Raw genomic sequence first — 14,042 nt, 5'->3', positions numbered from 1 at the left:
GCGCGAATGACAGTATTTTCCCGGACAGATACAAGTATCCTCAGCGACTGGTGGTGGACGGTTGACCGCTGGTTGCTGATGTCGCTTGCGATTCTGATCGGGCTCGGGATTGTCATGACTTTCGGCGCAAGTCCGGCCATCGCTGAAAAGCTGGGCCTGGACAGTTTCCATTTCGTCCGCCGGCAGCTTCTGTTCCTTTTAGTATCCCTCGTCTGCCTGTTCGGGGTATCCCTGCTGCCGCCGCGCATGGTGCGCCGGCTGGGTACAATCCTGTTCCTGGTTTGTCTTTTCCTATTGGTGCTGACCTGGATGATCGGTCCGGAGGCCAAGGGCGCCCGCCGCTGGCTTAGGATTGGCAGCTTCACCCTGCAAGCGTCCGAATTCATGAAACCGGCCTTTATTATCGTTTCCGCCTGGATGTTTTCCGAGGCCCGGAAAAGTCCGGGATTTCCCGGCTGGAAGATTGCGACCGGGCTCTATTTCCTGGTGGTCAGCCTGCTTGTGATCCAGCCGGATTTCGGACAGACGGTGCTCATTTCTGTGGTCTGGAGCACCATGTTCTTTATGGCCGGTCTCCCTATGGTCTGGGTCGGGGCCTTTGTAGGCATGGGGCTTAGCGGTATTGTCATGGCCTATTCGTTCCTGCCCCATGTGACCAGCCGGATCGACCGTTTCCTTAACCCGGAAAGCGGCGATACCTATCAGGTGGACATGGCCATGAATGCGTTTAACAGCGGTGGTCTTTTCGGGCGCGGCCCGGGCGAGGGGGCCGTCAAGAAAATCCTGCCTGACGCCCATACGGATTTCATTTTCGCAGTTGCCGGGGAGGAATTCGGCATCATCATCTGTGTCCTGATTGTCTGCCTGTTTGCCGTGATTGTGATCCGGGGTATGGTGAACCTGATGAAGGAAACCGATCTGTTTGTTTTCCTTGCCGTATCCGGCCTTCTAATACAGCTTGGCCTGCAGGCCTTTATCAATCTGGGGGTTAATCTGGCTGTTCTGCCCAGCAAGGGCATGACTCTGCCGTTCATCAGCTATGGCGGCTCCTCACTTGTGTCCCTGTCCATCGGCATGGGTATGGTGCTGGCGCTTACCCGGCGCAACAGCCGCTACGGCCAGGCAAACCCGGCAACGGGCTGGAGGCTGGTATGAAAAGACGGCGCACCTCTCATATCGTGCTTTCTGCCGGCGGCACCGGAGGCCATATGTTTCCGGCGGTCTCTCTCAAGGATGAACTGATCCGTCGCGGTCATCGGGTCACCCTGATTACGGACGAGCGGGGGCTTGCCTATCGCGATTATTTTAAGGATGTGAAAATCCTGACGGTGAAAAGCGCCACTTTTGCCGGTAAAGGCCTGTTGGGAAAAATTGGCGCCTTGTTCCGGGTCCTGGGGGGAATTATGGAAGCGCGCTCCCTTTTATCCAGGCTTCGGCCGGGAGCGGTGGTGGGCTTCGGCGGCTATCCGTCCCTGCCGGCGCTCAGGGCGGCGGTGATGATGGGCATTCCCGCCTGCCTGCATGAACAGAATGCCGTGCTGGGCCGGGTCAACCGCTATCTGGCGAAAAAAGTGGATGCAGTGGCGCTGTCCTTCGAAAATACCCTGAAGGCGGACTGGGAGAAATATAAATATGTTGTCGTGACCGGCAATCCGGTGCGACAGGAAATTGTTGATCTTGGCGACCGGACCTATCCGCCCATCGGCGAAGACAGGATTTTTCGCATACTGGTGATCGGCGGCAGCCAGGGCGCACGGATTTTCAGCGAAGTAGTGCCGGCGGCCATTTCCACCCTGCCAAGGGCGGTGCAGCGCCGTCTGCAGATTACCCAGCAGTGCCGTCAGGAAGATATTGAAGCCGTCCGCACCGTTTATGCGGATACAAAAATTGCCGTGGAGCTCTCCACCTTTATTGCCAATCTGCCGGAATGTATGGAATGGGCCCATCTTGTGATCGGCCGGGCCGGGGCCTCCACTATTTCGGAACTGACGGCGGCGGGACGGCCGGGCATTCTGGTGCCTTACCCCCATGCCACGGACGATCATCAGATGGAAAACGCCAAGGAACTGGTCATTGCCGGCGGTGCCTGGATTTTCCATGAAAAGGAATTCAACCCCAGCGAATTGGCCAAGATGCTGCAGCGTCTGGCCAAAAGGCCGCGGGACGTCTGGCGGGCGGCGGAAGACAGCCGCCGTGTGGGCAAGCCCTATGCAGTCAAGGACCTGGCGGACCTGGTGGAGCGCCTTGCCTTGGTCAAGGGGGATGCGGGCGTGATCAAGACAAACGAACTGGAGGCCATCCATACGCCTTCGGAAAAAGAAGAAGAGAGTAAATCGAGTGAGAACAGCAAACCACGGCCGGTGCTTATTGCAGGGGAGCGGCCATGAATAAAAATATACAGCCGCCCAGCATCGGCCACCCCATTAATATCGGAATCCTGCATTTTGTCGGTATCGGCGGTATCGGCATGAGCGGTATTGCCGAAGTGATGCATAATTTTGGCTACAAGGTCCAGGGCAGCGACATTTCCGAAAATGCCAACGTGAAACGTCTGCGCGATCTTGGCATAGATGTAAAAATCGGCCAGAAGGCGGAGAACCTGGATGGGGCGTGGGGTATTGTGGTGTCCTCTGCCATTCGTCCGGACAATCCGGAAATGATTGAAGCCCGGTCCCGCAAGATGCCGGTGATCCGCCGGGCGGAAATGCTGGCCGAACTGATGCGCCTGAAATGGTGTGTGTCCATTGCCGGTACCCACGGCAAGACCACCACCACGTCCATGGTGGCGGCGGTGCTGGATACGGCAGGCTACGACCCGACTGTCATCAACGGCGGCATCATTAATGCTTACGGTACAAATGCCCGCCTCGGGGCAGGCGACTGGATGGTGGTTGAGGCCGATGAATCCGACGGCACCTTCGTCAAGTTGCCCTCCACCGTGGCGGTGGTGACCAATATCGATCCGGAACATCTGGATTTTTACGGTGATTTTGAAACGGAAAAGGAAGCTTTCCGCACCTTTGTCGAGAACGTGCCCTTCTACGGCTTTGCCGCCATGTGTGTCGATCATCCCGAGGTCCAGGCCCTGATCGGCCGCATTACCGATCGCAAGATTGTCACTTTCGGTTTCAGCCCGCAGGCGGATATTCGAGGCATGGGACTGAAGTTCAGGGACGGCAACGCCCATTTCGATGTGGAAATCAGCAACCGTCAGGGCGAGAGTGTGGAAACCCTGAAAAATATAGTTCTGCCCATGCCGGGCCGTCATAACGTGCTCAATGCGCTGGCGGCCATTGCCGTCGCCCATGAGATGGGGGTTGAGGCCGAGGTCATCCGCAAGGCCTTTGCGGCCTTTTCCGGTGTGAAAAGACGGTTCACCCGTGTGGATCAGGTGGGCGGTGTCACCATCGTGGACGATTATGCCCATCATCCGGTGGAAATCGCCGCCGTGCTGGCCGCGGCCCGTGAGGCCTATCAGGGCAAGGTGATTGCCGTGGTGCAACCCCACCGTTACAGCCGGCTTAAAAGCCTGTTTGATGAATTCTGTGCCTGTTTCAACAATGCGGATACGGTTTTTGTGGCCCCGGTTTATGAGGCCGGGGAAAGCCCCATTGAGGGGGCAGACCGGGACAGTCTGATTGAAGGTCTGCACAGTTTCGGGCACCGCCAGGTGTCGGCAGTCGAGGGTATGGATGACCTGCCCTCAAGGATTGCAGAAATTGCCGAGGACGGCGATATCGTTATCTGCCTCGGCGCCGGTACTATCACCCAGTGGGCAAACGATCTGCCGGAGATGTTGAAAAAGCTGAAGGGAGATGGCGCCTGATGAGCATGTCTGCGGCAACATTTCCTGCTCTGACCGAAAGGCTGCCCAGCGTACGCGGCAAATATGAATTTGACGCGCCGCTGGCCCGGCATACCTGGTTCAAGGCGGGGGGGCCTGCTGCGGTGCTCTATACACCGGAGGATGAAGAGGATCTGGCCTCTTTCCTGCGCCGCTTGCCGCGCGAAGTCCCGTTGCTGTGTCTCGGGGTGGGCTCTAATCTTCTGATCCGGGACGGCGGTTTTGTTGGTGTTGTGGTACGTTTCGGCAAAAAATTCGCCCGCATCGAGACCCGGGGTGAACAGGTTTACGCCGGTGCAGGTGCGCCGGACATTGCCGTGGCCGCCGCTGCACGTGATGCGGATCTGGGGGGGCTGGAATTCCTGCGCGGCATCCCGGGCACCATTGGCGGGGCCGTGCGGATGAATGCGGGTGCTTACGGACGGGAAATATCCGATGTGCTGGTTGAGGCGCAGGCGCTGGACCGGGCCGGGAACGAACATCGCTTTTCACGTGCCGACATGGGATATAGTTATCGTCACTCAGCCTTGCCGGAAGATTTGATTTTCACAGGAGCGACCCTTGAGGGCACGCCGGACCTGAAGGAAAATATCGAACGGCGCATGCAGGAAATTGCCGATGCGCGGGAAGAAAGCCAGCCGCTCAGAACCCGTACCGGTGGCAGCACCTTCAAGAACCCCGAGGGGCATAAAGCCTGGCAGCTGATTGATGATGCCGGTTGTCGCGGCCTGCGGGTCGGCGGGGCACATGTCTCTGATAAACATTGTAATTTTCTGATTAATGACGAGAACGGCACCGCGGCAGACCTGGAAGATCTGGGTGAGGAAGTTCGTCGTCGCGTCCGGAAAACATCAGGTGTCGAACTGGAATGGGAAATCCGCATCGTCGGGACCAAAGCGGAGGACAGGGCATGAGCAAGCATGTGGTGGTCCTGAAAGGCGGCTGGTCCGCCGAACGCGAGGTTTCGCTGATGAGTGGCGCGGCGGTAGCGGCCGCCCTGACCCGGGCCGGATATAATGTGACCGAACTTGATGTCACGCCCGATGTTTATACGGATCTGGTGCGGATCAAGCCCGATGTGGCCTTTAATGCCCTGCATGGCCGCTGGGGAGAGGATGGTTGTATCCAAGGCCTGCTGGAAATTCTGACAATTCCCTATACCCATTCAGGTGTGCTGGCCTCTGCGGTGGCCATGGACAAGATTGTCGCCAAGAATATGTTCCGCACGGTGGGTATTCCCTGTGCCGAAGACCGGTTGATTTCCGGTGACGAGCTCTTCCGGAATGATCCATTGCCCCGACCTTTTGTGGTCAAGCCGGCCAATGAAGGATCAAGCGTCGGTGTGGTGATTGTGCGGGAAGGCGATAACCTGACCCCGGACAAACCGGGTCCCTGGCAAACGGATAGCCTGTTGATGGCGGAACAGTTTCTGCCCGGCAGGGAACTTACCGTCTCCGTGATGGGCGACAAGGCGCTGGCCGTGACCGAGCTGCGTCCCTTAAGCGGTTTCTACGACTATGAAGCCAAATATCAGGACGGCAAGACCGAACATCTGGTGCCCGCGCCGCTGGATGACGAAATGGCCGGACGGCTTATGCATCTGGCGCTGGAAGCGCACAGGGTTCTGGGCTGCCGCGGGGTGAGCCGGGCCGATTTCCGTCTGGATGACGGACCGGACGGTGATGGGATTCCCTATATTCTGGAGGTCAATACCCAGCCGGGCATGACCGACCTGTCCCTGGTGCCGGAACAGGCGGCCCATGTGGATATTTCCTTTGAGGAACTGGTCAGCTGGATGGTGGAGGATGCTTCATGCAATCGCTGATGTCCTTCCTTAAAAGGAACAGAGAGCCCCTCAAAAGGGGAGAACGTGAAGCGCAAAGCCTCAAACGGCGGCGGCAGAAAGATATTTTCGTCCGCGGCCTGAGTGCAGCGGCCGTGGCCATGGTCGTGATTGTGTCCGTCTATCTCTGGCAGAGCGGCATTGTCTCCGAGGCGGTGCGTGATACCGGAGAACGGGTGGAAGAACGATTGACTGATGCCGGGCTGGTGGTTGCGGAAATCCGTATCGACGGGCAGAAGCAGACCGCGCTCGACGATATCCGCAAGGCCTTGGGTGTGCAGCATGGTGAAAATATCATGTCCCTTGACCTGAAAAGCATGCGGGAAAGGGTAGAGGCCCTGGACTGGGTCGAAAGGGCAAGCATCGGCCGGTCGATGCCCGATATTCTGACGGTCGGGATCACTGAACATGAACCGGCCGCCCTGTGGCAGATCGAGGGGCACCTGTGGCTGGTGACCCGGGATGGCAGGCGGATCACCGATCAGAAGCTGGCCCATTTTGCCGGCCTGCCCATGGTGGTGGGGCGCGGGGCGGATATGTCTCTTGCCGGCTATCTGGAGATGGGAGAGGCCTGGCCCGAAATATTTGACAATGTGGAAAGCGCCGTCCGGGTTGGGGCACGGCGCTGGGATCTGCTGATGAAACAGGGCGTTACCGTGCGCCTGCCTGAAAAAAATGTACCCGCCGCGCTGGAGAAACTTGCCGGTTTGCAGCGGGATGAAAAGATACTGGAAAAGGAAATTCTGGCTGTGGACCTTCGTCTGGAAGACAAAACCTTTATTCGCCTGACGCCCGGAGAGGCGGAGCGTCGGCGCCGACTGGCAGCGGAAAATGCCGAAGAGGAACAGATCTGATGGCCGGGTCCCGTGACAATATCATTGCCGCACTGGATATCGGCAGCAGCAAGATCTGTTGTTTCATTGCCCGTATCAGTGACCAGGGCAGGCCGCAGGTTATCGGTATCGGCCACCAGGTGTCCCAGGGCATCAAGGCCGGCACCGTTGTCGATATGGAAGAGACGGAAACCTCTATTCGCGCCGCGGTCGATACCGCCGAACGCATGGCCGGCGGCAGCCCGATCGAGAATGTTTATGTGAATATTTCGTCGGGCCAGCCGGAAAGCCGCCATTTCGCGGTGGAAGTGGATGTGGCCGGGCACCAGATCAGCGAGGCGGATATCATGCGGGTGCTGGACGGCGCCAAGGAACATATCCGTGCCGAGGAACGTTTCGTGCTTCATTCGCGCCCGGCAAGTTACAGCATCGACGGGGTCAACGGGGTCAAGGACCCGCGCGGGATGTACGGGGAAAAGCTGGGTGTGGACATGCATATGGCCACGGTGGCGGTCAGTCCCCTGAAGAACCTGCAGACCTGTATCAACCGCTGTCATCTCAATCTCGCCGGTGTGGTGTTGTCCCCTTATGCGTCCGGCTTGTCGAGCCTGGTCCGGGACGAGCGCGAGCTGGGCAGTGTCTGCATCGACATGGGTGGTGGCCTTACCTCTATCGCCGCCTTCAAGGATGACGAGTTTATTTTTGCCGACACCATTCCGCTGGGCGGCAACCATGTGACCAGTGATATTGCCCAGGGCCTGTCCACGCCGCTGGCCAGTGCGGAACGGCTCAAGACCCTGTTCGGCAGCTGTTTCCCCCGGGCCATGGTGCGTGACGAGATCGATATTGTGCAAACCGGTGACGATGGCGGCGAATATACCACCACCGTTCCCCGCTCCATGCTGACCCAGATCATCGGGCCGCGCATGGAGGAAATTCTGGAAATTGTCCGCGACCGGCTGGTGTCTTCCGGCATTGACGCGCTGGTCGGACGGCGCATCGTTATTACCGGCGGGGCGAGCCAGATGAACGGGCTCGAGGAGCTGGCGAAAAAGGTCTTTGCCACCGATAAATTCGAACGCCATATCCGCATGGGCCGTCCGCTGAGTGTGGACGGTCTGGCCGATGCGACGGCGGGGCCCGTGTTTTCCACCTGCGCCGGATTGCTGAATTATGCGGCGACGCGGCCGGATGAAGTGCATTTTCATAGTGAGACCCAACCGGTGCTGGGGGTGTTTTCCCGCATCAGCCGCTGGGTGAAGGAGAATTTTTGACCCGAATGACTCGGTTCAGGGCAAAAAACGACTCGGATTGTAAAAAAAACGACTCGGAGAGCATTTTTGTTTAGACAGTCCGATTCGCATAAGGTAAATTGTTATTAACTAATTGTTCAGCAACACTGAATCTCGGGATGTTCAGTGCAGCCAGGAGGCCAGAATGACCATTGAATTTACGACTCCGGAGTTAACGGAATTGCAACCGAAAATTTCCGTTTTTGGCGTCGGCGGCGCCGGTGGAAATGCGGTAAACAACATGATTGTTTCCCAGTTGCAGGGGGTCGATTTTATTGTTGCCAACACCGATGCGCAGGCACTGGCGCATTCCAGGGCTGAACAGAAAATCCAGCTTGGCGCGGAACTGACTCAGGGTCTTGGCGCAGGTGCGCGTCCCGAAGTGGGGCGTGCCGCGGCCGAGGAAACCATGGAACTGATCGAAGAGCATCTGGAAGGATGCCACATGGCCTTTATCACCGCCGGCATGGGCGGCGGCACCGGCACCGGCGCGGCACCGATGATTGCCATGAAGGCCCGGGAAAAAGGCATCCTGACGGTTGGCGTGGTTACCAAGCCGTTTCAGTTTGAGGGCTCCCGCCGGCTGAAACTGGCCGAGCAGGGCATCTCCGAGCTTTCCGAATATGTCGATACGCTGATCATCATCCCGAACCAGAACCTGTTCCGTATCGCCAATGAGCACACCACCTTTGCCGACGCCTTTGCCATGGCCGACGAAGTGCTGCATTCCGGTGTGCGCGGTATTACCGACCTGATGGTCATGCCGGGCCTGGTGAACCTGGACTTTGCCGATGTGCGCACCGTGATGAGCGAAATGGGCAAGGCGATGATGGGCACCGGCGAAGCCTCCGGCGAGGGCCGGGCGCTCGAAGCTGCCGAAGCCGCCATTTCCAATCCGCTTCTGGATGAAGTGTCCATGAAGGGCGCACAGGGCGTGCTGATCAACATCACCGGCGGCATGGACCTGACCCTGTTCGAGGTCGACGAAGCCGCCAACCGCATTCGTAACGAAGTGGACCCGGACGCCAATATCCTGGTCGGCTCCGCGCTGAACCCGGACCTGGAAGGCAAGATGCGGGTCTCCGTTGTCGCCACCGGCATCGACGGCGCCGCCCAGCCGAAAATGGAAACCCCCGTGCGTACCTATAACTTCGGCAAGCCGCAGGTCGGGGAAGCCGCCGCCGTTGCCGCCGAAGCCGCCGAAGTTGTTGTCGCGGAAGACGTGCAGCCGCCAGCCATGGACCTGGCCGGGGAAACCGTGCGGGAAGAGCCGCTGGAACTTACCGATGAGCTTCATGACGAGGATGACGATACCGATGAACTGCTGAGCCAGCTCGACAGCAGCATTGTCGGCGCCCGCGAGGCGGAAGAGCCTGCTTCTGTGGAAGAAGATCGGGAGGCCCCCTTTATTGCACCCGAGCCGGTACTGCCGGAAAGCCGCCCGGAAGAGCTCAGCGACAAGGCCGATCCCTATGCCGAGGCTGCCATGGTCAACGGCGGGGCGGAGGAGAAATCCGGCCGTCTGAATATTTTCGGCTCCATGCTGGGCGGTAAAAAAAAGACTAGGCCGGGCAAGGAACCGGTCCTGAAGCAGGGCGACCTGTTGGGCGCGCCCAAGGTGAAGGAAGCACCGTCGGCCCCTGCGGCCCCTGTCGCCAATCCGATCCGCCAGCAGGAGGAAATCCGGCAGCAGTTGCAGGCTGAAACCCCTGCCGGGCCGGTTGCGGAAACTCCAGCAGGGCCCGCAGCAGAGCCTGCACCTCAGCAAACCCGTTCTCCGCTGACGGCCGGGGAACGCATTGTGCCCGAGCAGCCGAAAGCGGCCGCCAAGGACGAGGATCATCTGGAAATTCCGGCCTTCCTGCGCCGCCAGGCGAATTAAAAAAGGCAAATTGATTTTGGCGAATGGGGGAAGGTCGCTAACGAGGTTAATTAGTGGGATAACAATAAAAACTACAGGTAGAACAGGGATCGAGTTTTTTTGAGTTGATGTTCGAGTAGAGTTCGAGTTCAGTATTTTCCCCTGAACTGAAGATGAGGCGGGTTTTTCCCGCCTTTTTTCTTTGGGGGGTTATTCCTGCACGTCTTCAAGAAAGTTTCGCAACCGTTCTTCTAATCCATGCCTGGCTTTAACTTCACATTCCCATATTACCAATATATCCCACCCCAGTTCTTGAAGGCGGGTCTGATGCTCTGCATCCCGTATTATGTTGCGTTCTAGCTTATTGAGCCAATATTCTTGATTAGATTTTGGTTTGCGTGAAATTTTGCATGCAGGGTCGTTGTGTTGATGCCAAAAGCAGCCATGTACAAAAATTACTTTGCGACGGCCGGGAAATACAAGATCAGGTTTGCCGGGAAGGTCTTTGCGATGAAGCCGGTACCTATACCCCATTGAATGTACTAACCTGCGGACAAGCATCTCTGGCTTCATGTCCTTGGCGCGGATACGGCTCATGTTCCAGCTGCGGTGCTGAGGTGAGAGCTGATCAGCCATAATTAGGTAACGAGATCAAGAGGCAAGTCCGATATATCTCTAAGGCGCTTTCCCTCAACCATAGTATCGAGAAGCTCTAGTGTCTCCTCTTTGCCAAGCTCCACAAGTGCGTTACGCAATTCGTAGAGTGCAAAATGGTAGACACAGTCGATATCGCCGGTACCAAGCGCTAAGGAGGCAACCCGCCCCGGTGTTGGTTCGCCAGTAATTACGGCGACATGTGGTAGTCGCCCTTTTCGGTTACGCACTAAATTCAGCCCTTCTGAGCGCGCATTCTGTGCCCTGTCACTGCGCAAGGTCCATTTGCAACTGATCGAAGCATGGAGAATTTCAAGAGACTGATTGGCTGCTCGCAAACTTGAAAGCCGCGCAGTGTCATGATCAACTAAAGCGCCTTGCGCGTTGATAGTCGCATCAGTCTCTGGCGCTCGCGTGACAACAATATCGGGCTTAATTAAATAGTCCGAACCTATGGCTGTTGCAATTTCCCGATTTGCTTTGGCGATGGCTTCCAGATCATCCAAGTGCGCGTATTGATCGAACATGGCAATTCCTCCGCCTTTCGTTACCGTGAAAGTACCAGGGCGAAGGTGACGCATTCGATCGAAACAAACACGAACAAAGCTTGCGCAGACCCCTTCAAAGTCAGCACCTGCCGTTTGACCGGGCAGTTTCGGTGCGGTGTTGGCAGGACCAAGCTGCTCGAGGATTGAACTCGCAATCTCTCGGCTGGGTTTACTACCCTTGTCCGCATTGCTCGGAACACCGCCCTCGCTACGGGTTAAGATGGAGGCTAGAAGAGTAGCATGGAACTCACTCCTTGCTTGTGTAAACCAGGCTTCACTCATTAGGCGACCACCTGCACTGACCTGCGAATGGAGAGTGCTTCGTGAATTTTATAAGCAACGGCCTCTGCAACTGGTGGAGGAAAGGCATTTCCTACTTGCCGATAGGCAGGCGTTTTTTTACCCAAAAATGTCCAAGAATCTGGGAAACCCTGTATCCTAGAGACCATAGGTACAGTTAAGCGTGGCATGCCAACATGGTCCCATGCTGGAGGTTCATCTGCAATGGTCATGCCATTTACGCCCAAGGAGGCCCAAGCTTTCTTAGCCCTTGTTGGCCCAAGATCTGGTCCACCATGTTTCTTTGATCCCCCAACAATGGTTGGCGCAATATCATCCGCTTGCTTTGCCCACTTGGCAGCGCCTACCCATCCGTTGGCTTTCATCTGGTCAAGCAAAAGCTCTCCCACGGTTGGTGGGTTAACTCCATGTGGGGTGCACCATTCGAAATTCTCTGCGAGCTCGTTCTTGATAGCAACAATCACTACTCTGGGGCGTAATTGGGAGACGCCATAATCTGAAGCATTTAAAAGTCGCCAATCTACCCAATATCCCATCTTATTTAGCTCGTTTTTAAGCTTCATGCGGTAATCATCAAACACCGAGTCAAGAAACCCTCTCACGTTCTCAAGCATGACAGCGTTTGGTCGTATTTCATCCACAAGCCTTAAGGCTTCCGGAAAAAGGTCTCTTTCATCATTGTGTCCAAGTTGTTTTCCAGCTTTTGAGAAAGGGGGGCATGGTACGCCACCAGCCAGTAAATCAATTCCTTTGTATAGTGTACCTTTAAATTCTTTCAGATCGCCTTCCACGACATTCCACTTGGGACGGTTATGACGAAGTGTTTCGCAGCAACGGTCATCAATCTCGACTAATGCTTCAGCATCGAAACCAGCATTTTCAAGTCCTAAAGCTTGTCCGCCAGCTCCTGCACATATTTCAACACATGTGAGATTGCTCATTCTGTCTCCGTCCTTTTCTTTGCTAAATTTGAACGATTAAGCACTGTACCAAGCACAGTAAAATGCGCAACAGGATTTGAAGAACGCATTTACATTTTATTTGCTTGATATGGTGTGTGCCTGTCTTGTTTTGATAAGGTACAATAAAAGGAACAAAAAGTGAACATTAATATTTTTAATGCTAAAAAGCTATTTGCTGCAACATAAAAAAACGGGCCCGTTGGGGCCCGCTTTGGTTTCTGACAGATACTTTATTTTATAACCTTTAAATAACTCCCCGGCGCATCTGGTCGAGCTCGATGGATTCAAACAGGGCCTTGAAGTTGCCCTCGCCAAAGCCCTTGTTGCCCTTGCGCTGGATGATCTCGAAGAAGATCGGGCCGATCACATTGTTGGTGAAAATCTGCAGCAGGATACCCTGGTCGTGGGTGCCGTCGATCAGGATGTTGCGCTTGCGCAGCTCCTCGACATTTTCCTGGTGCCCCTCGACCCTATCGTCGATCAGGTCGAAATAGGCATCAATGGTCTCCTGCAGGCTCACATCATGGGCGCGCAGCACATCCACGGTCTTGTAGATATCCTCCGTATGCAGCGCCACATGCTGGATGCCTTCGCCGCGATATTCCATCAGATATTCGACGATCTGGGACTTGTTGTCCTTGGATTCATTGAGCGGGATATGGATCTTGCCGCAGGGGCTGGTCATGGCCTTACTGGTGAGGCCGGTCTTCTGGCCTTCGATATCGAAATATTTCAGCTCCCGGAAGCCGAACAGGCGCTCGTAAAACTCGGCCCAATAGGCCATGCGGCCCTGATAGACATTGTGGGTCAGGTGGTCGATGAACTGGAAGCCGGCGTCCTCGACGTCCTTTTCATCCTCGAGCTCCACCGGCACGAAATCCACGTCATAGATGGTGTTTTCGCCGTAACGGTCGACCAGATACAGGCGGCTGCCGCCGATACCCTCGATGGCCGGGATATAAAGCTCCATGGGGGCCACATCCATCGGCACCGGGTTGGCGCCGAGCTTGAGCGCCCGTTCGTAAGCTTGCTTGGCGTCCCTGACCCGGAAGGCCATGGCGCAGATGCTGGGGCCGTGGGCAAAGGCATAACGCTGGGCGAAGCTGTCGGGCTCCGCATTGATCAGGAAGTTGACATCGCCCTGGCGGTGCAGGGTCACATTCTTGTGCCGGTGCCGGGCCGCGGTTTTGAAGCCCATCTGTTTAAAGAGGGCGCGCAGTTTTTCCGGTTCCGGGGAGGCATATTCGATGAATTCGAAGCCGTCCAGTCCCATGGGATTTTCAAACAATTCTGCCATAGCGGTCTCCTGAAGCATAAAACCTGATTTTTATAGTATGGAAGAATTATACCCCGGATATGGTGAAATATTGTTTTTCATATTGGGAAAAACCGGTTAAAATAGGAATACAATTTCACTTAATGAGCGGTTTTGAAATGACGATTGCACTTGATGAGGTAGACCGGAAAATCCTCACCCTGATCCAGCAGGATGCGACCCTGACGCACCAGGAAATTGCCGACAAGGCGGGGCTGTCGCCGACCTCTGTCTGGCGCCGGATCAAGAGCCTGGAGGAGGCGGGGGTGATCCGGGGGCGGGTGGCGCTATTGGATGCCAAACAGGTGGGCATGCAGGTCAGCGCGCTGGTCAGTGTCAGGTTGACCCACCAGGGCACCGGCACCGGGCAGGAGTTCGAGAAATTCATCGCCGGCCGGCCGGAGGTGCTGGAATGTTTCGCCGTGGTCGGCGCCTATGACTATGCCATGGTGGTCAGGGTTCGGGATGTGGAACGGTTCGAGAAGTTCCTCAGCGGCACGCTGCTCAGCCATCCGGCCGTGGCCTCCTCCACCTCCAGCTTCGCCATGCGGCAGGTGAAATATTCCACGGCGCTGAGTTTGGAGTAGGGA

At 56.4% G+C, this 14,042-nt stretch carries 13 protein-coding genes; 9 read left to right on the top strand and 4 right to left on the bottom strand.

The features are described 5' to 3' along the window. Positions 1 to 6 precede the first annotated feature (6 nt). The 8 genes from ftsW (at position 7) to ftsZ (ending at position 9,694) form a co-directional block, all read left to right on the top strand. Positions 7 to 1,155, top strand: a complete 1,149-nt coding sequence (gene ftsW / locus ACN0YD_RS10655; protein WP_417319580.1) for a putative lipid II flippase FtsW — start codon at positions 7 to 9, stop codon at positions 1,153 to 1,155. Next, the gene (gene murG / locus ACN0YD_RS10650; RefSeq protein ID WP_417319578.1) at positions 1,152 to 2,387 is read left to right on the top strand and encodes an undecaprenyldiphospho-muramoylpentapeptide beta-N-acetylglucosaminyltransferase; all 1,236 of its coding nucleotides are present in this window, start codon (positions 1,152 to 1,154) and stop codon (positions 2,385 to 2,387) included. Before ftsW ends, murG begins: the two co-directional genes overlap by 4 nt. After that, complete coding sequence (gene murC, locus ACN0YD_RS10645; RefSeq protein WP_417319576.1) at positions 2,384 to 3,826, top strand: UDP-N-acetylmuramate--L-alanine ligase; 1,443 nt, start codon at positions 2,384 to 2,386, stop codon at positions 3,824 to 3,826. Before murG ends, murC begins: the two co-directional genes overlap by 4 nt. Before the next feature lie 5 nt (positions 3,827 to 3,831). Further along, the gene (gene murB, locus ACN0YD_RS10640; RefSeq protein ID WP_417320211.1) at positions 3,832 to 4,758 is read left to right on the top strand and encodes a UDP-N-acetylmuramate dehydrogenase; all 927 of its coding nucleotides are present in this window, start codon (positions 3,832 to 3,834) and stop codon (positions 4,756 to 4,758) included. After that, positions 4,755 to 5,669, top strand: a complete 915-nt coding sequence (locus tag ACN0YD_RS10635) for a D-alanine--D-alanine ligase (protein WP_417319574.1) — start codon at positions 4,755 to 4,757, stop codon at positions 5,667 to 5,669. The genes murB and ACN0YD_RS10635 overlap by 4 nt, the downstream gene beginning before the upstream one ends. Beyond that, complete coding sequence (locus ACN0YD_RS10630; RefSeq protein ID WP_417319573.1) at positions 5,657 to 6,541, top strand: cell division protein FtsQ/DivIB; 885 nt, start codon at positions 5,657 to 5,659, stop codon at positions 6,539 to 6,541. The genes ACN0YD_RS10635 and ACN0YD_RS10630 overlap by 13 nt, the downstream gene beginning before the upstream one ends. Next, positions 6,541 to 7,794, top strand: coding sequence for a cell division protein FtsA (ftsA, locus tag ACN0YD_RS10625; protein ID WP_417319572.1), 1,254 nt, complete (start codon positions 6,541 to 6,543; stop codon positions 7,792 to 7,794). Before ACN0YD_RS10630 ends, ftsA begins: the two co-directional genes overlap by 1 nt. 163 nt (positions 7,795 to 7,957) lie before the next feature. After that, a complete protein-coding gene (gene ftsZ / locus ACN0YD_RS10620; protein WP_417319570.1) occupies positions 7,958 to 9,694 on the top strand; it encodes a cell division protein FtsZ in 1,737 nt (578 codons plus the stop codon). A 189-nt stretch (positions 9,695 to 9,883) separates the two neighbouring features. Here ftsZ and ACN0YD_RS10615 read toward each other — a convergent pair whose 3' ends face one another. From ACN0YD_RS10615 to hppD, 4 genes are all read right to left on the bottom strand, one after another. Further along, positions 9,884 to 10,309 (bottom strand): very short patch repair endonuclease, encoded by a 426-nt coding sequence (locus ACN0YD_RS10615; protein ID WP_417319569.1) that lies wholly within the window; start codon positions 10,307 to 10,309, stop codon positions 9,884 to 9,886. Between the two features lie 2 nt (positions 10,310 to 10,311). After that, positions 10,312 to 11,157: an NgoMIV family type II restriction endonuclease gene (locus tag ACN0YD_RS10610; protein WP_417319568.1), complete on the bottom strand. Its 846-nt coding sequence runs from the start codon at positions 11,155 to 11,157 to the stop codon at positions 10,312 to 10,314. After that, on the bottom strand, positions 11,157 to 12,116 hold the full coding sequence (locus tag ACN0YD_RS10605; protein WP_417319566.1) for a DNA cytosine methyltransferase: 960 nt from the start codon (positions 12,114 to 12,116) through the stop codon (positions 11,157 to 11,159). The genes ACN0YD_RS10610 and ACN0YD_RS10605 overlap by 1 nt, the downstream gene beginning before the upstream one ends. Positions 12,117 to 12,381: 265 nt before the next feature. Next, positions 12,382 to 13,434: a 4-hydroxyphenylpyruvate dioxygenase gene (gene hppD / locus ACN0YD_RS10600; RefSeq protein WP_417319564.1), complete on the bottom strand. Its 1,053-nt coding sequence runs from the start codon at positions 13,432 to 13,434 to the stop codon at positions 12,382 to 12,384. 122 nt (positions 13,435 to 13,556) lie between these two features. Between hppD and ACN0YD_RS10595 the strand changes: the two genes are divergently transcribed. Continuing rightward, on the top strand, positions 13,557 to 14,039 hold the full coding sequence (locus ACN0YD_RS10595) for an Lrp/AsnC family transcriptional regulator (RefSeq protein WP_417319562.1): 483 nt from the start codon (positions 13,557 to 13,559) through the stop codon (positions 14,037 to 14,039). Positions 14,040 to 14,042: the final 3 nt, after the last annotated feature.

Origin of the sequence: Emcibacter sp. (genome assembly GCF_048269205.1) — a bacterium.
Taxonomy (GTDB): domain Bacteria; phylum Pseudomonadota; class Alphaproteobacteria; order Sphingomonadales; family Emcibacteraceae; genus Emcibacter.
The sequence above is the reverse complement of the archived record's forward strand: the minus strand, read 5'-3'. Positions and strand labels throughout refer to the sequence as shown.